Annotated in this window: 14 protein-coding genes; 4 read left to right on the forward strand and 10 right to left on the reverse strand. The window is 66.8% G+C overall.

From position 1 onward, the window contains the following. The first annotated feature begins 667 nt into the window (after positions 1-667). Together FHS96_RS12125 and FHS96_RS12130 are read left to right on the forward strand one after the other, a co-directional pair. A complete protein-coding gene (locus FHS96_RS12125; RefSeq protein WP_429591372.1) occupies positions 668-3,100 on the forward strand; it encodes a beta strand repeat-containing protein in 2,433 nt (810 codons plus the stop codon). 204 nt (positions 3,101-3,304) lie between these two features. Beyond that, positions 3,305-4,450, forward strand: a complete 1,146-nt coding sequence (locus FHS96_RS12130; protein WP_429591374.1) for a helix-turn-helix transcriptional regulator — start codon at positions 3,305-3,307, stop codon at positions 4,448-4,450. A gap of 156 nt (positions 4,451-4,606) precedes the next feature. Here the strand turns inward: FHS96_RS12130 and FHS96_RS12135 are convergent, their stop codons facing one another. From FHS96_RS12135 to fdxA, 4 genes are all read right to left on the reverse strand, one after another. Further along, a complete protein-coding gene (locus FHS96_RS12135) occupies positions 4,607-5,587 on the reverse strand; it encodes a glycoside hydrolase family 43 protein (protein ID WP_429591377.1) in 981 nt (326 codons plus the stop codon). Positions 5,588-5,590: 3 nt separating this feature from the next. Beyond that, positions 5,591-6,823 carry a glycosyl hydrolase 53 family protein gene (locus FHS96_RS12140; RefSeq protein WP_429591380.1) on the reverse strand — a complete coding sequence of 411 codons (1,233 nt, stop codon included), beginning with the start codon at positions 6,821-6,823 and terminating at the stop codon, positions 5,591-5,593. Then, positions 6,820-9,294: a beta-galactosidase gene (locus FHS96_RS12145; protein ID WP_429591383.1), complete on the reverse strand. Its 2,475-nt coding sequence runs from the start codon at positions 9,292-9,294 to the stop codon at positions 6,820-6,822. The genes FHS96_RS12140 and FHS96_RS12145 overlap by 4 nt, the downstream gene beginning before the upstream one ends. Positions 9,295-10,050: 756 nt before the next feature. Next, positions 10,051-10,389 carry a ferredoxin FdxA gene (gene fdxA, locus FHS96_RS12150; RefSeq protein WP_429591386.1) on the reverse strand — a complete coding sequence of 113 codons (339 nt, stop codon included), beginning with the start codon at positions 10,387-10,389 and terminating at the stop codon, positions 10,051-10,053. Between the two features lie 140 nt (positions 10,390-10,529). On the opposite strand from fdxA, the gene FHS96_RS12155 reads away from it, so the two are divergent. Further along, positions 10,530-11,420 (forward strand): LysR substrate-binding domain-containing protein, encoded by an 891-nt coding sequence (locus tag FHS96_RS12155; RefSeq protein WP_429591389.1) that lies wholly within the window; start codon positions 10,530-10,532, stop codon positions 11,418-11,420. 14 nt (positions 11,421-11,434) lie between these two features. Here FHS96_RS12155 and FHS96_RS12160 read toward each other — a convergent pair whose 3' ends face one another. Then, positions 11,435-12,982, reverse strand: a complete 1,548-nt coding sequence (locus tag FHS96_RS12160; RefSeq protein ID WP_429591391.1) for an FAD-dependent monooxygenase — start codon at positions 12,980-12,982, stop codon at positions 11,435-11,437. A 561-nt stretch (positions 12,983-13,543) separates the two neighbouring features. On the opposite strand from FHS96_RS12160, the gene FHS96_RS12165 reads away from it, so the two are divergent. Next, entirely contained in the window at positions 13,544-14,596 is a 1,053-nt protein-coding gene (locus tag FHS96_RS12165) for an acyltransferase family protein (RefSeq protein WP_429591394.1), read from the forward strand. Positions 14,597-14,618: 22 nt separating this feature from the next. Here FHS96_RS12165 and FHS96_RS12170 read toward each other — a convergent pair whose 3' ends face one another. The 5 genes from FHS96_RS12170 to FHS96_RS12190 form a co-directional block, all read right to left on the reverse strand. Then, a complete protein-coding gene (locus tag FHS96_RS12170) occupies positions 14,619-15,629 on the reverse strand; it encodes a PfkB family carbohydrate kinase (protein WP_429591397.1) in 1,011 nt (336 codons plus the stop codon). Between the two features lies 1 nt (position 15,630). Then, entirely contained in the window at positions 15,631-16,386 is a 756-nt protein-coding gene (kduD, locus tag FHS96_RS12175) for a 2-dehydro-3-deoxy-D-gluconate 5-dehydrogenase KduD (RefSeq protein WP_429591399.1), read from the reverse strand. Between the two features lie 270 nt (positions 16,387-16,656). Beyond that, positions 16,657-17,316: an RpiB/LacA/LacB family sugar-phosphate isomerase gene (locus FHS96_RS12180; RefSeq protein WP_429591402.1), complete on the reverse strand. Its 660-nt coding sequence runs from the start codon at positions 17,314-17,316 to the stop codon at positions 16,657-16,659. A 42-nt stretch (positions 17,317-17,358) separates the two neighbouring features. Beyond that, the gene (locus FHS96_RS12185) at positions 17,359-17,991 is read right to left on the reverse strand and encodes a 2-dehydro-3-deoxy-6-phosphogalactonate aldolase (protein WP_429591405.1); all 633 of its coding nucleotides are present in this window, start codon (positions 17,989-17,991) and stop codon (positions 17,359-17,361) included. Continuing rightward, a complete protein-coding gene (locus tag FHS96_RS12190; protein ID WP_429591408.1) occupies positions 17,988-18,866 on the reverse strand; it encodes a 2-dehydro-3-deoxygalactonokinase in 879 nt (292 codons plus the stop codon). Before FHS96_RS12190 ends, FHS96_RS12185 begins: the two co-directional genes overlap by 4 nt. Between the last annotated feature and the right edge of the window lie 86 nt (positions 18,867-18,952).

Below are 18,952 nucleotides of genomic sequence, written 5' to 3' on the forward strand. Positions count from 1 at the left end.
GTGAGGAGGTCGCTGGATGAATTATGTCTCTTCGGAAGAATTTCTGGTAAATTCGTTCTATACTGGCTCGCAGATGCCATCGTCGATTATTGGGCTAGAATCCGGTGGGCACGTCATATTTTACTATACCCGCGAGACATCGGTAGCATTGGGGCGTGTTTATGACGCGGGCGGCGATGCGGTTGCGGATATCGATATGGGTGGTGCCGCGGCACTGAGTGACGGCCGCTTCGTCGTCGCGCGCATCGACGATGACGATACTGTCGTTGCGCAACTCTATATGGCGGACGGTCGCGTGAGCGGCCGAGGCGTCTCGATTGATGCTTCTCCCAACACTTATATGTTCAAGGCGTCAACGACTGCGCTGCCGAATGGCGGCTTCGCCGTTGTCTGGATCGATTATCAAATCGTGTCGAACGAGCCATATCGCTTCCAAACACATGCACGCATTTTCGATTCCAGCGGCAAAGCGACAACGCTGCCTTTCGACCTTGATATCCGATCAGGGACGCTTCCACGATTTGAAGAGGTCGTCACACTTGCCGACGGTAAGCTGATCGCGTTCTTCGAATCTGAAGCTGGTATCCGCAGCGCGCAGATGTTCCGATCGGATGGGACGTTGTTCGGCGGTCGCTTTACCTTGAGAGATGTATCGGGCGTCGCCTTGATGAATCCTGAGGTTGCAACGCTGGCCGGCGGCGGGTTTGTTGTCGTATGGGATGACGCGGCGGGCGGTCTGTTCGGCCAGATCTATAACAATCTCGGCTTGAAGGTCGGTGGGCAAATCCAGATCGATCCGCAGGGAGTCGATCGCACTGGGGCGCTCGATGTCGCCGGCCTCGCATCAGGCGGATTCGTGGTCGGTTGGGCGAAGGAAGGCGTTGAAACCGGTTCGGGTGCGCTCGGTTCGGGTATTGTAGCCCAAACTTTCGATGCGTTGGGGCAGCCGGCAGATGAGCGATTTCTCGTCAATGTCAGCACACGCAACGACCAGACAGGCATCAAGCTCGCGGGACTTGCGGATGGAGGCTTCGTCGCGAGCTGGACTGACTTCAGTGGTCAGGGTGGTGATACCAACGGCAGCAGCGTCAAGGCGCGGACCTTCTCCTCAGCAATCAGTGGTACGGCGGGCAGCGACAATCTGACCGGCACCAGTGGTTTTGACACTTTGCTTGGCCTGGATGGCGACGACAGGATTGAAGGATTGGCGGGCAACGACCGTATCGACGGCGGGAACGGCTCAGATACGGCAAGCTATGCATCGGCGGAGTCGTCAGTCACGGTCAGTCTGGCAATCACCGAGTCGCAGGTGACTGGCGGCGCTGGCCGGGATACGCTGATCAGCATCGAAAACCTTGTCGGATCGCGCTTCAATGACGTTCTCACTGGAAACCCCAGTGCGAATATCATTGAGGGCGCGGCTGGTAGTGATCGTTTGGACGGTGCGGGTGGCGTCGATACTTTGAGTTACATCGGCGCAGCTGCGCGCGTGTCAGTCAATTTAAGCCTCATCACTGCGCAAAATACGATCGGCGCGGGCATCGACACATTGTCCGGCTTTGAGAATCTGACCGGCAGCGCGTTCAATGACACGCTGACCGGTGCTGCCGATGTGAACCGCATCGAGGGCGGGCTCGGTAATGACATCATCAACGGCCTTGCCGGCAATGATGTGCTGATCGGCGGCGATGGCAATGACACGCTCATGGGTGGCGCGGGCGATGACAGCGTCGATGGCGGCGCTGGCGTGGATATCGCCAGCTATGCCGACGCCACCGCGGCGGTCACCGTCAGCCTGCTGTTGACCAGCGCGCAGAACACGGGCGGCGGCGGTACCGACACGCTTGCGGGTATCGAGGGCCTGATCGGCTCGGCTTATAACGACACGCTGATCGGCACGGCGGGCGACAACAGCCTGTCGGGCGGGGCCGGCAATGACGTGATCCGCGGCGACCTCGGCAATGACACGATCGATGGCGGCTTCGGCGTCGACACGCTCGACTATTCGCTGGTCGGCGCGGGCGTGACGGTGAACCTGATCAGCCAGTCGGTGCAGAACACCGGCGGTGGGGGCAATGATCGCATCCTCGGCATCGAGAATGTGATCGGCACCGCCTTCGCCGACACGCTGACCGGCAACGAATATGGCAATGTGCTGACCGGCGGCGGCGGCAATGACGTGCTGGTGGGCAATGCCGGGAATGATGTGCTGGACGGTGGCGCCGGCATCGACACCGCGAGCTATGCCAATTCCACGACCGGCGTGCGCGTCAACCTGACGCTCGCCGGCGCGCAGAGCACGCTCGGTGCGGGAACCGACACGGTGATCGGCATCGAGAATGTCATCGGATCGGCGTTCGACGATGTGCTGACCGGTGATGCTGCCGGCAATGTCCTGACCGGCAATGCCGGTAACGACACGCTGCTAGGCGGGCTCGGCAACGACACGCTCTCGGGCGGTGCCGGGCTCGACACCGTGAGCTATGCGACCGCGACGGCCGGCGTGGCCGTCAGCCTGCTGCTGACCACCGCGCAGAACACCGGCGGCGCGGGGATCGATACCTTGTCGTCGATCGAGCATCTGATCGGCTCGAACCAGGCCGACACGCTGACCGGCAATGCGCAGGCGAACACCATAGTCGCCGGCGCGGGCGATGATGTCGTCGACGGCGGCAGCGGCAACGACATGATCGAGGGCGGCAACGGCAATGACGTGCTCAAGGGCGCCGGCGGCGACGACATCCTGATCGGCGGTTCGGGCCGCGACACGCTGACCGGCGGTGCGGGCAACGACCGCTTCGTCTACCAATCGACCATCCAGAGCCCGGCCAGCGCCAATGCCGACCGCATCACCGACTTCGCATTGGGCGACATCCTCGACCTGTCGGCGGTGGACGCCAGCAGCGTGGTGGCGGGGGATCAGGCGTTCGTACAGGTCGCGGCGTTCACCGGCACCGCGGGGCAACTGACGCTGGCGTTCGATGCCGCGAGCAACACCACCACCTTGCGCGGGGATGCCGACGGAAATGGCGTTGCCGATTTCTCGATCCTGTTCACCGGCAATGTCGCGGCGGCGGTAACCGCGAACTGGGTGCTTTAACCACTCCGCGAACCGGCGGCATCGTGGCTCGCCCGCGGGCGCGCGGCGATGCGCTCGGCCCGCCCGCCGCCGTGCGCCGCCGCCGCAGATCATAACATGATCTTAACGGATCCCGCCCTATGCCGGGATCGGATCGGCAAGATCCCGATACGACAAGAAAATGATGGTCGCCCACATTGCGTTCGTGCTGGTTGGGGAAGGTGGATGGGGATCATCGGCAACGGAGCCGCCGCTGGCGGCAGTGGTGTGGATTCCGCCATGCTGGCGCTCGCCGATCGTTTTGCCGATGCGGCCATCGACGGCGCCCACTGGATGCCGGCGCTCGCGGCGCTGGCGAGCGCGACCGGGTCTGCGCATGGCCAACTCGTCGGCATCGGCGGGCCGCGGGCGGTGCCTTTCAACTGGGTGACGGGCTTCTCGCAGGCGGCGATCGAACAGTTCATCGAAATCGACGGCGGGGATCCGCTGGTTAATCCGCGCGTCGCGGTCTCGATCGGTGCGCCGGTGCTCCGGGTGCGGAGCGAGGCGGATTATCGCGCGGTGGCGCCGGCGATGCGCAATGATGTCTATGCCGATTTCGCGCGCGATCATGACATCGCCTATGGGTGCCAGGCGAAACTCGCCGAGGATGATGCCGGGCTGATCGGCCTCGCAGTGCTGCGCGGCGAGCGCGATGGCGAGACGACGGCAGAGCAGCGGGCGCTGTTCGCCGCGGTCGCCCCGCACGTCAGGGCCGCGGTGCGGCTGCAGGCGGCGCTGGAGAGCCAGGGGCTGGCGCTGGTGCGCGGCGCGCTCGATGCGGTGGCGGCGGCGGTGCTGTTCTGCGACCGCGACGCCCGCATCCGCGTCGCGACGCCGGCCGCCGAGGCGCTGCTGGGCAGCCGACGGCTGCTTTCCGGCGATGGGCGGCTTGCCGCAGTGACAAGGGCCGACACGCAAGTGCTGCGACGAGCGATCGCGGACCATGGTTCAGCGGGGCCGCGCCGGCCGGCGGAGACGCTTGCGATCGGCACGGGCGAAGGGCGCCTGCCGCTGCTGCTGGACATCTGTGCCGCGCCGGCTGGGCCATGGGCATTCGGCTTCCGGCCGACCGTGATGGTCATCGCCCGTTCCGAACGGCGCTGGCACGCCTCCGCGACGACGATCCTGTCGTTACTCTATGGCCTGTCCGATGCCGAGGCGGACGTGGCATTGCGGCTGGCGCGGGGCGAGACCCGCGAAGCGATCGCGGAGCAACGCGGCACAAGGCTGGAGACGGTGCGCGCGCAGTTGAAGACGGTGTTCGGCAAGCTCGGCGTCCGCCGCGAGGTGGAGCTGGTGACGATGCTGGCGGACCTTCTGCGCAGTTGAGAGGGGCTTCATACCCCGATCGGGGGATGCGGTGGCCGCCCGCGGCGGTAAGCAGAGGCTGTGCCGATGTAAGAGTTTGGGGGGAGGCGTGTGCGCCCGGTTTCGGCCGGGCGCACATATAAAGCTCACCCAGTCCTGGGTGGGACGGGTCTGCGCTTATGCTTCCAGCGGGGCCAGCGCCGTGCGCGGCACCCACGCCAGCGAGCCGTGCCGCGCGCCCGCCGGCATCGAAAGCCGTGCGCTGACATCCTCCCACGCGGCGAAATCGCGAGTCGCGGCGGCGCCCCAGCGGCCTTCCTTGTAGATGTCGTAATAGCAGAGCGTGCGGCCATCGACCGTGGCGGTCATCGGGCCTTCCACCCATGCCGGGCTGAACGCGCGGGAGACGGGGCCGAACGGGCCGGTCACCGATTGCGCGCTGGCGACGTGGAGCGTCTTTCGCGGCGGTTCCACCGTCTCGTCCTTCACGATCAGGTGGAGGCCCCCCGCCGCATCGCGCGCGAAGGTGCCGTCGATCACGCTGAACTTCGGGTCATAGAGAACGAATGGTGGTTCGAACGTCTCGAAATCGGCGGTGCGCACCGCCCACAGCCGGTGGTTATAGGCGGATTCGGAACTGCCGGCGGTCTCCTCGAAGCGGCCGGTGACCGTGCTCGACCAGAAGATCAGATGCTTGCCCGTCGCGGCTTCGAAGATCGCCTCGGGCGCCCAGCAATTGCGCGTGCCCGGCACGCTCGCCATCACCGGCAGCGCGCGCTGCGGCGTCCACGTCACGAAGTCGCGGGTGGTGGCGTGGCCGATCGTCACCCCCTCCCACGCGGTGGTCCAAAGCATGTGCCACGGCGCGTCAGGTCCCTCGCCGCGGAAGAGGAAGGGGTCGCGCAGCAATTTCTTCTCGCCGACCTCGGGCTGGAGCAGGCTGCGGCCGCCGGCGAGCGGGCGGAAGGCATAGCCATCTTCGCTCGCCGCGAGGCGGAGCCCATCGGCCTCGCCGCGCCCGGTCATGAAATAGGCGAAGAGCAGCACATCGTCCGCCCCGCGCGCCGCGCCGGCGCGGGGCGTGGCGCAGCCGGCGAGCAGCAATGCGGCGGCCGCGCCGAAACCGAAATCGCGGCGGCTGATGGCGTCGTCGATCATGAACTACTCCCGATAGGCCCTTGCCATCTCGCCGTAGAGGTCGAGCAGCGGATTGGCGACATAGTCTCCACCCTTGCCCATCGGCCCGGCCTTGGGCGCTGGCGGCGGCGTGGCGGGCGCCCCACCGGCCAGTCCGCCCGGCGCTTCCGCGCTGTTGAGCCCCTGCGCGATCAGGTTCGGCTTGGGGCCGCCGCCGGCATTGCGGCCGTTCAGGTCAAACACCGCCTCCTGATGGCGGGTCGGTTCCCAGATGAAGGTGCCCCAGCCATGCTTGCCGGGCAGCGCATGAACGAGATCGTTGAGATAGCGCTTGCGGCTGGAATATTCCGCCACCAGCAGCCCCTTGTCCGGATAGCGGCGGACGAAATTGGCGAAGCTGCCTTCCCAGTCGCCCTCGGCGCGCTGCTGGTAGCAGGAAAGGCCGATGACATCGAAATCCACCCGCCGCGCGATCAGCGCGTCGGTCCATTCCTGCAGGATCGGCCAGTGACGGCCGAGATGGTTGTGGAGCTGGATGAGGATGTCGGGCTCCGCCGCCTTAGCGCCGGCGATGCCGCTGCGCAGGAACAGGGCGAAATTGTCGAAGCCACCGAGCCGTTCTATTTCTGGACCCGCGTTGCGATGATTGGCATCGGTCACCGGGTTTCCGGTGGAGGTGCTCAGCCGTACCCGGCCATGCGGCCACAGCATGCCGAAGGTGATCTCATTGCCGATCACCGCCATGTCCACCGGCGCGCCGCCCGCGCGCATCGCCTTCAGCGCATCGCGCGTGTGCGCCTCCACCGCGCGGGCGAGCGCGGGAACGTCATGATCCTTCCACGCCGCCGGCACGCCCTGATGCTCGGGATCGGCCCAGGTATCCGAATAATGGAAGCTGAGCGCGAGGCCCATGCCCGCATCCTTGATGCGCTTGCCGAGCTTCACCGTCTGTTCGAGACCGGCCCACGCCTTGTCCGGCTCGCGCTTCGAATAGCCGACCGCCGGATCGACGAAGATGCGCAGCCGGATGTAATTGAACCCGGCATCGCGCAGCAGCAGCACTGGATCCTTGGGCTTGCCGGCGACGAGGAAGCGCGCGCCCGCCGCTTCGTCTTCCGGTACCCACGAGATGTCCGCGCCGATCATGTACGGCCCGGGCCGCGCGCCGTTGCGGGGCGCGGCGGCGAAGGCAGGCCCCGCCATCAGCGGCAGCGACAGCGCCGCCAACGCCGTGCGGCGATCGATCGCCCAGCTCATTGCGTCACCACCAGCTCATGTTCGGGGACCAGCCGGACGGACTTGATCTCCGCGACCTGCCCTGTCGCCGGCAACTGCTTGCGGGCGCTGTCGTCGAGATAGATCGGCGCATCGGCGCGCATCGGCATCACCGTCATCGTCCATTGGCGGCCGAGGCGGGGGGCGAAGCGCTTGAGGCCGATGCGCCAGACCCGCCCGTCCCAGAAGGCGTCGTCGAGCATCGCCGTACCGTCGAGCAGCCGTGCGACGTCACCGCGATAGTCGATCTCCAAATAGGCGTCGTTCGCCTTGGCCAGCGCATCCTGCGGCACTGTGAAGCTCCAGGCGCCCGCGGCGCGATGCGCCTCCGGCAGCGGCTGCATCGCGGCGTTGGCGGGGCCGCCGATGGTGATCGGCGGCGCCTCGCCGGGCTGGCGCTCCATCGTCAGCTTCAGCGTCTGCACCGCGCCGCCGGGGACGGTGGCGGTGAGGCTGCCGTCACGCCCGCGCGTGATCGGCGCGCTGCCCTTCGCGCCGGCAAGCGCCGGCCACACCGCAAAGCGGAACTGCCGCTCGCCGCGCTGGCGCAGCACCATCCGGTCGGGCGCGAAGAACAGGTCGGCATCGGTCAGCACCAGTCGGCGCTGGCCGAACGCATCGCCCACCCACGCCTTGCCGGCCTGCGCCTGGGTCAGCAGCAGGATGCGCACCACCTTGCCATCCTTGCCCGTCACCGAAACGGTGACCGGCGCCGCCTTGGGCATGACCTTGGCGATCATCCGCCTGCCGGCATCGCGCGTGGAGGGCACCGAGAGCGCAGCCACCGTCGCCGCATCGAATGCGAGTTCAACCGCGCCCGGCGCGGTCGCGGCGAGCACGTGGATCGGTCCCTTGTCGTCGGCCAGCCGCGTCATCGGCTGCGCGGTCGCCCAGCTCAGCCGCACGCCATCCATGTCGAGATTGACCGGCCAGATGAAATTGGCGCCCGGCGCGATATCCACCGGCGCCGAGGGCAGGGTCAGCGTGCCGCCGGGCAGCTTCACGTCGAAGCGCACCCCGCGATGCGCGGGGGTGGGATAGAGGCGGACATGGTTGTTGACGAATAGGAAGCCGGCATCGCCCGCGCCGCGCAGCGACCAGCGCAGCGGCTGCAGATCGAGATGGTCCTTCGGCACCACCGCGGGCTGATAGAGCCGCGTCGGCGCCAGCCGGTCACCATACGCGTTGAGGAAATAATGAAGCGGGCGCAGCGCGCCGCTGACCGGATTGACCTCCCCATATTGGCCGAGCGGTGCCTGGAAATCATAGCCGATCGAAGGCACGTCGTTATAGCCGCCGGAGCGCTGGGTTTCCTCCAAGGTGCGGCCGTTCGCCAGCGGATTGGCGCCGCCGTGGAACATGTAATAGCCCAACAGATTGACGCCGGAGCCGATCTGGGTGGTGATCGCGGCGGAGACGTCGATCGGCTTCATCAACGGCCGCCTGCGATACATCACCGGCAGGCCGCCGCCATATTCGGCGCCGAGGAAGGGCGTGTTCTCGATATCGTCGTCGGCATCGCCGCGCCGCCCGCCCTTGGTCTGTGCGCCGAGATCGCCGCTCACCCGGCTGGTGAAGCGGAAGGCGTAATTCTCGTTGGGGGGAAGCTGCTTCGGGCTCGCCGCCCAGGGCAGATCCATATAGCCGCCCATCACCGGCACCACCTCACCGCGCGGATAGACGGTCTGGTCCCAGCCGGTGACGGTGTAGAGCGGCGTATCGAAGCCGATCTTGACCGCCAGCGCCTTCAGCGCCGCGATATGATCCCGCCCCTGGCCGGCGCCGACGAGATTATATTCATTCTCCACCTGAAAGCCGACAATCGGCCCGCCATCCTTCCACATCAGCCCCTTGAGCTGATCGTGCAGCCCGCGCCAGAACCGCTCGACCTCGGCCATATAGGCGGGATCATTGCCGCGCGTGGCGGTGGAGGCGACCACCCAATCCGGAATCCCCCCGAACCGCGCCTCGGCATGGCCCCACGGGCCGGGGCGGACGAACAGCATCATGCCATGCTTCTGGCAGAGTTCGGCGAAGCGGCGGATGTCGCGATCGCCGGTCCAGTCGAGCTTGCCCGGCGCCAGCTCATAATGATTCCAAAGGATGTAGGTGGCGACGATGTTCACGCCGGCCGCCTTCATCTTGAGTATCTCCTCCTCCCAATAGGCCGCCGGAAAGCGCGAGGCGTGGAACTCGCCCATCACCGGGATCCAGGGCTTGCCATCGCGGGTGAGGTAGCGGCTGTTGACGCCCAGCGTACCGCCGGGGCCGGTGCCCGTGCCGAGATGAAGATGCCCGCTGCGCGGCGCGGGGACGGGCGCGGTGGCATCGATGCTGGCGGGCGCCTGCGCGGCGAGGGGGGAGGTGGCGAGGAGGGCGGCGAGAAAGGCCGCCGAGCGCCAGCCGGGCCGGCGATGCGGGCGCGCGCCCGCTGCGTGATGCTGCTGTTCCATGCTGGCTTCTCTCCCCTTCGGCACGCGCCATTTTTCTGACGAACTCCATTAATCTTATAAATGTGACGAGCTCAAGGGCGTGGGGCGGAAAGCGACGAATTTGGTGGTTGGAGGGGGCGAAGGTGACAAAGGTGACGGTGGATCCGGGATGGTCCGCTGCGCAAAGGCGCAAGGGGTCAGGGGGCGGCGGCGGGGTCGATCGTCGTGCGGGGGTGGGTTGGGATCGGTGTGGCCTTGCGGACGCGATTGGCGCGGGTGGGGCGAAAAGGGCGGGGGCTTGCGCGCATGAGGGGCTCCGATCGCTTGCGCGGTGGCGCGGATCGATCGGTCCACGCGGGTCGCGCCTTTGATGACGGGCCCGCCTATCGGGTCGGCGTGCCGGCGTGAATCGGGCGGCTGCGCGGGGATTGGCGCGTGATCTGGTCATCCCGGCTCAGGGGGCATTGGCGCCACGGCATTCTGGATTGAGTGGGGCTGCCGCCGCGTCCCCTCGCCCCTACGGGGAGAGGGACAGGGAGAGGGGGAAAGTCGCGCGTAGCGTAACAGCCTCGAGGGCTCAGCGCCGCCGCTCCGCCGACCCCACAGAGCGAACCCATCAGACCCTGTACGCTCGGCGCGACTTCCCCTCTCCCTGGTCCGCTACGCGGACCTTTCCCTCTCCCCGTAGGGGCGAGGGACAGGCGCGGTCCGTGGGACAGGTTAGCGCCGATGGGGTCGAGCCCGGTGCGACGGAAGTGGAGCAGAACCCCTCACACCTCAATTCCCCGCACCCGGTTTCGCCGAAAAATAACGCTCGAACTTCCCCTGCTCGTCCCGATAGGCATCCGCGTCAGCCGGTGCCGCCTTCTGGTCGGCGATGTGCGGCCAGATCGCCGCGTAAGTCGCGTTCAGTTCCAGCCATGGTGTCGCGCGCGGATCGATATCGGGGAGGATCGCGTCCGCCGGGCATTCCGGCACGCAGACTGCGCAATCGATGCATTCCGTGGGGTCGATCACGAGCATGTTCTCGCCCTCGTAAAAGCACTGGACCGGGCACGCCGAGACGCAATCGGTATATTTGCAGCGGATGCAGGCGTCAGTGACGACGAAGGTCATGCGGCTTTCCCTGAAGGCTGTCGCGGGCGTTGGCCGTTCGGCGCATCGCCCGACGAAGCGGGTTCGATCGCACCGGCATAGGCGGCGCGCCGAAATCGATAAAACTGGTAATCCCGCTATAGATCATCGATAAACCAGATATGCGGTTCAGCCTGCGCCACCTGCAGATCCTCGCCGCCACGGCCCGGCATGAGAGCATCTCGGCCGCCGCGGCCGAACTCGGCATGTCACAGTCGGCGGCGAGCACTGCGCTGCTCGAACTGGAGCGGCGCTATGACCGGCCCTTGTTCGACCGCGCCGGCAAGCGCCTGCGCATCAACGAGACCGGCCGCGCGCTGCTGCCCGCCGCGCGCGACCTGCTGGATCGCGCCGGGGAGATCGACGCGCTGCTCGCCGGGCGCCTCGGCCCGGGCCCTTTCCGATTGGGCGCGACGCAGACGATCGGCAGCCATGTCGCCCCGGCGCTGATGCAGCGCTATGCGCGCCAGCACCCCGGCGCGCCGCTGACATTGGAGATCGGCAACACCGCCGACATCGCCCGCAAGGTTGCCGACTTCTCGCTCGACCTCGGGCTGATCGAGGGCAAGCTGCAGCACCCCGACCTGACGATGACCGAATGGCTAGGCGACGAACTGGTGCTGATCTGCAACCCCGCCCACCCCCTCGCCGGGCAGGGGCCGGTGACGCTCGACGCGCTGCTGGCGGAACGCTGGGTGGTCCGGGAGAAGGGATCAGGCACCCGCCAGACGCTCGACCGCGCGATGCATCCCTGTTGGGAGCGCTGGCGGATCGATCTGGAACTCCAGCAGATCGAGGCGATCATCGAGATCGTGGCGTTGAGCGCGCTGATCGGGTGCGTGTCACATCTGGCGGCGCGGGGGGCGCTTGAGTTGGGGCGGGTCGTTCGGGTGGAGGTGGAGGGTCTTGATCTTCGGAGGCGGTTCTTCATCCTGTCGCATCGGGAGAAATATGTGACGCCGGGGATGCGAGCGTTTCTGAAAATCTGTGCCGAGATGGATGCGCTGGGTTGATACTCGTCGGGTCGTCAGATCGGTGGCCCCACAGAGCGGTCTCCGATGTCGAGCCATCGCGATATTATTGCAGCCACCTCATCGTAATTCGAGGGTCGATTGCTTGCCCAGGCGACAAACCCATCTGCGCGAACGAACAGGGCGTACAAGCCTGACGCGGCACGCGCGCTGCCGGCCAAATAGGTGATCTGACCGTCATAACAGTCAGCGAGTGTCCGCAGATGGTCGCTTCCGCCGAAATCGAGGAGAAGCGCCCGCCCCTGTCGAAGGTGTTCGTTCAAGCGCGTTCCGTCGTCCAGTTCGAAATCGGGGGCGCTGCGTCCCATCAAAGGGTGGTTGCCGCCCAGATCATAGCGCACGGACACGCCCCAGACGTGCTCGGCGAAATAGGTCGCGCCATCCGGTGTGCCGATCAGATCGCGGACGATGGCGCGGAGAGCGGAGACGCTGTGGTTTGGCCGCATCAGCGTAACCTGCGCGCGCGACCAGTCGAGGATCCGTTCGGCCAGCGGCCGCCGCTCGCGCTGATAGCTGTCGAGAAGTCCGGGAGCGGCGTGGCCGAGGATCGTCGCGGCGAGCTTCCAGCCGAGGTTCATGGCATCGCCCAGACCGAGGTTGAGGCCCTGGCCGCCGAGCGGCGAATGGATGTGCGCGGCGTCGCCCGCGAGCAGCACGCGCCCTTGCCGATACTCGGTCGCCAGATAGGCGCGATCCGTCCAGGTCGTGACAGGACCAATCGCCGTCAACGCGATGTCCGCGCCAGAGATGCGTCGCAATACCGCCTCAAGATGATTGCCGCTGATCGGCTCTATCCGGTGATGCGCACCGCCGTCGAACTCGACCATTCTGATCATGTTGGGCAGGTCGAAGATGTACGTGCCGTCCGGCATATCGTGGTGGCCGGGCTCCAGCAAGGACGGGTCGGCAAACTCGACCTGGGCAAAGTAGCCGGTGAATTCGGGGTCTGTGCCGGTGAAGCTGAAACCGGCCGCTCTGCGAACGGCACTGCGACCGCCATCGCAGCCGACGAGCCAGCCGCCGCGGAAGACCTCCGTTCCGGCACGGACGGTTACATCGCGATCCGTCGCGTCCACGCCCGAAACGCCGAGGCCGTGTCTGATCGCAACCCCCAGTTTCTCTGCGCGGTCCGTCAGAACGTCGCCGATGCTCTCAAGATCAGCGGGCATGGGAGTGGCCGAATGTGGCAGCCGACAGGGCCACTGCGTCTGGTCGATCTGATCGAGGAAGAAGTCGATGCCGGCGAAATGCCCGCCAGGCTTGCGCTCCTCCTTCATCCAGGGAGCCGCGGCAGCGATCTCTCGGTCGGGGATTCGCGCTTTCAGGGGCGCTAACAGGCCTCGCCTGTCGAAACTTTCGACGGTCGGCACGGAAAGACCGCGCAGTCCGAAGGGCGTGCGCTTCAGGGGGGTGGGCTGATCAACCGCCTGTTCGATCACTAGCACCGAGCAGCCGGCCAACTGCAGCTCGCAAGCCAGGAAGAGACCGACTGGACCAGCGCCGGCAATCAGGACATCATAATAGTCGTAGGTGGATGCGTTCATGGTTCGGCTCCGCAGTCGACGTTCGACCGGAGCGTTTCTCGAACCTGAGACCCACAAGGACGAACGCGGGGCGCGCAAAGCGCCCTTCATTCGTCGCGGGGGTTTCGGGCACGAAGCCAAAGACCAGAGCTCCCGATACGGGGAGGACTTGGGCTTACCAAACCAAGTCTGCCTTTTCCGACGTAGCGCTTCTAGCGTTTGCCGGTCGCCGTGCAAATCCGAATATGGGCCCGGCAGCTCGATGCACTTGGACCTCCGCTGCTGTCACCACCGGACGTTTGCCTCTCTCAGCGAGGAGTCCGGCGCGTCGCGACAGCTGCTATGACAGGCTTCGCCTGCCGACATATAGCCCGATGGCCATCCAGAAGTGCCTGCAGATCCGCCTTCCTATGAAGCGAGGCATTGCGCATGGGGCGAGAACTGATCGCCGGGCTCGGGCGCATGATACCTCGGGTCGCCTCTGGTGAGCGTCTCAACGTTGTCCACGGGCGTTTCATCGCAACCCGTTGTTGTTGCATCGCAGCAAGGATAGTCTCCCCGGAAACAGGTGGGGAGTGAGTATTGCTCAGCACCATACAGGCCGGTCGGGGTGTGGCGGCGCTCGCGGTGGTGATGTTTCATCTCACCATCATGATGGGCGACGCGCGCTATGGCGGCGATCCCGTGTTGCGGGCCTTGACCTGGCGCGGCGATCTGGGTGTCGATTTCTTCTTCGTGCTTTCGGGCTTCATCATGATGTTCATCCACGCCGGGGACATCGATCGCCCCGCGCGGTGGACCAGTTTCGCGCGGGCGCGGTTCGTTCGGCTGTTTCCGATCTACTGGCTTTATACGGCGGCGTTCTGCGTGTTCGTCATGTTCGGATTCGGCAGGGTCGTCCAATTGCCGACCGATGCCGCGGACTGGCTGTCGGTGGTGCTTCTGGTGCGGCTGACCGACGTGCAGCCGCCGCTGAATGTCGCCTGGACGCTGTTTCATGAGATCGCCTTCTATGGCGTCTTCTCATTGCTGATCCTCGATCGGCGCGTCGGTGCGATCGTGCTGGCGTCATGGATGATCGCGGTGGCGCTGGCCTTCACCTTCCCCGGGACCGGACATCCGACGCCGCTGCAAACCTATTTCGCCGCCTGCAACCTCGACTTCCTGATCGGCATGATCGCCTGCGTCGCGATGCGGCACGCGCCGTACCGGGTCTGCCTTGCGGCATTCTGGTGCGGCATGGGGCTGCTCGCGATGACGCTTGGCTATGAATATGGCGTCCACAAGCTTCTGTGGAGCGGCCTGCTCTACGGGCTGGCGTTCGGAGGTATCATCGCCGGGATGACGGCATGGGAGGCGCGTCGCGGGGGCGTCCGCCTGCCGCTGGCGAAGCAGCTCGGTGATGCCAGCTATACGATCTACCTGATCCATGTGCCGGTCACCGGCGTGTTGCTCAAGCTGGGTGTCGGGCTTGGCCTCGTCGGCGCGCTGCCGGGCGAGCTGGTCTATTTCGGAGTGCTCGCACTCGCGCTGGCGCTCGGCTACGCGGCGCATGCGCTGGTCGAAAAGCCGCTGCAGAACAGGATGCGGCGGCATCGCGCCGCTCCGGATCCGGCCCTTCCCGCCGCGGCATAGCGGCGGTAAGGAAATCGAAGTCTTACCGCCGCACGTCGCGGTGGCCGTCGAGAAACGCCTGCAGATCCGCCTTGGTATGAAACGAAGCATCCCCCGGCAGAGCATGCTTGAGCACGGTCAGCCCAAGCCCGGCCTCCGCGGCGCGCTCCAGATCCGTCTCGTCATCCATCAGCACGTGGAGCACGCCCGCCGCGAAGGCGTCACCCGCGCCGATGCGGTCGACGATGCCGGAGACCGTCACCTCATCCGTCTGGACGAAGCGGTGGCGGGCGTCGATGCGGGCGGCGATGCGGTTGTGGTCGCTGTCGTCGGCCTGGCGGGCGGTGGAGGCGATGATGCGCAGGTTCGGGAAGGCCTCGAACGCGGCGTCGGCGGCTTCGCGGCGGCGGTCCGAGCCGTCGCCGGAGAAGGCGCGGCCGAGCAGCAATGCGACGTCGCGATGGTTGCCGAAGAGGATGTCGGCCATGCCGATCAGCTCGGTCAAGGTCGTGCGCGGGTCGCTGTCCCACGCTTCCCACAGCCGCGCGCGGTAATTGCCGTCGAAGATCAATGTCAGGCCGCGATCCTTGGCGGCGCGCGCGGCGGCGATCGCCATCGCCGAGGAGGCCGGCCCCAGCGCCGGAGTGATGCCCGACATGTGGAGATGGGTGGCGCCGGCGAAGGCGGCATCCCAGTCGAAATCGCTCAAGCTTGCTTCGGCGAAGGCGCTGCCGGCGCGGTCATAGACCACTTCGGCGGCGCGCTGGCCGGCGCCCGGCGTCAGGAAATAGAGGCCCATCCGCTCGCCGCCGGTGGCGACGGTCGAGCAGTCGACTCCAGCGCCGCGCAGCACCGAGAGCGCCAGCGCGCCCAGCGCATTGTCCGGCACCCGGCTCACCATCCGCGTCGCGTGGCCGAGACTGGCGAGGCCGATCGCGACATTGGCCTCGGCGCCGCCGACATGGAGGTCGAGGCTGCGCCCCTGGACGATCAACTGCTTGCCCGGGGGCGAGAGGCGGATCAGCAGTTCGCCGAAGAAGAGCGGGCGGGCCATCTCAGCGCGCCAGCCAGCCGCCGTCGACCGCCAGGATATGGCCGTCGACATAGTCCGACGCGGACGAAGCGAGGAACACCGCGGCGCCGCCGAGGTCCGAGGGCTTGCCCCAGCGGCCGGCCGGAATGCGCTCGACGATCTGGCGGTTGCGGGTCTCGTCCGCCTGAAGTGCTGCGGTGTTGTTGGTGGCGATATAGCCCGGCGCGATGCCGTTGACGTTGATGCCCTTGGCCGACCACTCATTGGCGAGCAGCTTGGTGAGGCCACCGACGCCGCTCTTCGACGCGGTGTAGCTCGGCACGCGGATGCCGCCCTGGAAGGTCAGCATCGAGGCGATGTTGATGATCTTGCCGCGGCCCTTGGCGAGCATGTGGCGTCCGGCCGCCTGGCTGAGGAAGAAGACCGACTTGAGGTTGGTGTCGATCACCGCATCCCAATCGGCCTCGGTGAAATCGACGCTGTCGGCGCGGCGGATGATGCCGGCGTTATTGACGAGGATGTCGAGCCCGCCCAGCTTCTCGACGGTTTCGGCGACGACGCGGGCGACCGGCTCGATCGTCGAGAGATCGGCGGAGACGATCTCGGCGCGGCGGCCAAGCGCGCACACCTTCTCGACGGTCTCCTCCGCCGGCGTGCGGCCCACCGCCGCGATATCCGCCCCCGCTTCGGCCAGAGCCAGCGCGATCGCCTGGCCGATGCCGGTGTTGGCGCCGGTTACCACCGCGACGGTGCCGCTGAGGTCGAAGATGTTGCTCATGGGGAGGGATCCGTTTTGCTGGGGCGAGGGTCTACCCAACCCGTTCGTCCTGAGTAGGGACTGAGCTTGGCGAAGGCCCGTATCGAAGGGCCGGCTCGGAGCCAGTGCCCTTCGATACGCCATTTCGACTTCGCTCAATGGCTACTCAGGGCGAACGGGTTGGGGGACGGCAGTCGAAGAAGAAGCGGGATCCCGGGTCAAGCCCGGGATGACGGGAAGAGGGAGGCAGGTGGGGCCGGGCGCGGGTTGCCCCCGCGCCCGGCCGTCACATCAGGCGTTCTCGAGCACCGGGGCGTCGACGAGGCCGGCGATGAAGTCGCGCAGTTCGCCCGCTTCCGCGTTCGCGAAGAAATATTCCGCGAAGTGCGGGCCGGCGATGGCGGCCTTCAGCAGGTCCTGGTCGACCGCCTTCAGCGCCGACACGATGTCCTTGTTGGTCGCTTCCTTCACGGTCTTCAGGATGCCGCGGTTCTTGGCCATGATCTCGGCGCGCTCCTTGGGATAGCCCAGGCCACGCTCGCCATCGAACAGCTTGCGATAGACGTCCTGCAGGTTCAGCTCGGCGGCCCAGCCGAAGCCCTTCGCGTAGGGCATCGAGATGGCGTTGCCGTCGTTGATCTGGCCGAACAGGAAGGCGTCGGTCGGATCGATGACGAGGCCGCAGAACACGCCCGGCATCGCGTTGCAGGCGAGCATCGCGCCCATGCCGGTGCCGCAGCCGGTGACGACGAAGTCGGCGGCCTTGGAGTTGAGCAGCACCGCGGCGAGCAGCCCGTTCATGATGTAGGTCAGCGAGGCATCATCCTCGGCCGAATACATGCCATAGTTGAACACCTGGTGGCCGAGCGGTTCGGCGACGGTGGTCAGCGCGTTGTGGATGATCGGGTTCTTCGCGGCCTGGCTGTTCTCGGTGATCAGAGCGATTTTCATGGGAGTAGCTTCCTAGCAGGGAGGGAAAGGGAAAGGCCGCGCTCAGAGTGCGCGCCAGCCTTCGACGAAGGCGCGGGCATTGGCGCCCACCGCCGCGGCATCGAGACCCGGCTTGAACAGCGCCGAGCCCAGGCCATAGCCATGCGCGCCGGCGGCGTGCCACGGGCCCATATTGGTGGGGGCGATGCCGCCGACCACCAGCTTGGGCACGTCGCGCGGCAGCACCGCGAGCTGCGCCTTGAGCACGCCGGGGCTCATCGCCTCGGCGGGAAAGAATTTGAGGCCGTGCGCGCCGGCGGCAAGCGCGGCGAACGCCTCGGTGGGGGTGAAGCAGCCGGGCAGCGAGACCATGCCCGCGGCCACCGTCGCCTCGATCACCGCGGCGTTGGTGTTGGGCGAGACGATGAGCTGGCCGCCGGCGGCGGCGACCTCACCCACCTGCGCTGGCGTCAGCACCGTGCCGGCGCCGACCAGCGCGCGGCCGGCGAGGCGCTTGGCGAGTGCTGCGATCGACACCAGCGGGTCGGGCGAGTTCAGCGGCACCTCGATGAGGGTGAAGCCGGCGTCGACCAGCGCGTCGCCGATGGCCTCCACCTCGTCCGGCTTCACGCCGCGCAGGATGGCGACGAGCGGGCAGGCGGCGAAGGCGGTGGTGAATGCGGCGGGAGCGGTCATGCTGCGTGCCTCCAGATATGGGTGATGCCCGCGATGAACGCGGAATGGCTGTCGACCAGGGTCGCCTGGCCGCCGGCCGCGGCGATCGCGGCGGAATAGAGCGCGCCGAGCACAGGATCGGCGAGCAGGCCGATGGCGGGGGCCTGCGAGGGCTTGCGCGCCCACACGTCGGTGCCGATCAGCAGGCCGCTGACATAGGAGGCTTCGTCCCCCGCCGGGGTGCGGCCGGTGACGAAATCGGCGCGCACGCCGAACAGCCGGGCGAGCACATCGCCCTCACCGGCATCGGCGACGCCGCGCAGGAAGGCGTCGCCCGCCTCGACCTTGCCGGTCATCTGCGCGGCGAGCAGGCTGTGGCGCTGGACGAGCGAGAAGATCTCGCCGGTCATCGCGGTGGTGAAGCGGTCGATCCGGCCATCCTCCATCCACGCCCATTTGCAGTGGGTGCCGGGCTGGCAGAGCAAAGCGGTGGGCGGGGTGAGGCCGGCGAGGGTGGCGCCGAGCAACTGCACCTCCTCGCCACGCATCACATCGGCATGGGCGGTGCCATGCCAGGCGACGCCGGGGACGATCGCGGTGCGGCTGGGCTCCACCCAGTGCAGCGCATGCGCAAGACCGGCGATATCGGCCGGGCAGGGGAGATAGGGCACTTCCGCCCAGCCGCGGTTGGAGCCGACCATACCGGCGCACAAGATCGGCAGGTCACCCATCTCGGCACGGATCGCGGCGACTTCGGCGGCATAGCCGGCGGGCTCCATGGAAAGGATGCCGCGATCGGTGCGGACGGTGGCCTCGACATTGCCGTCGGCGGCGATGCGATAGACGCGACGATTCGTCGTGCCCCAGTCGATGGCGAGGAAGGCGCCGTCCGTCATGCCAAGGCTCCGATCAAACTTGCGTCCTGCGCCATATGCCGCCGGCTATTTATATGACTTGGCGAGGCTGTCCACCTGCCGTTTTG

It is taken from the genome of Sphingomonas zeicaulis, assembly GCF_050433225.1.
Taxonomy (GTDB): domain Bacteria; phylum Pseudomonadota; class Alphaproteobacteria; order Sphingomonadales; family Sphingomonadaceae; genus Sphingomonas_D; species Sphingomonas_D zeicaulis.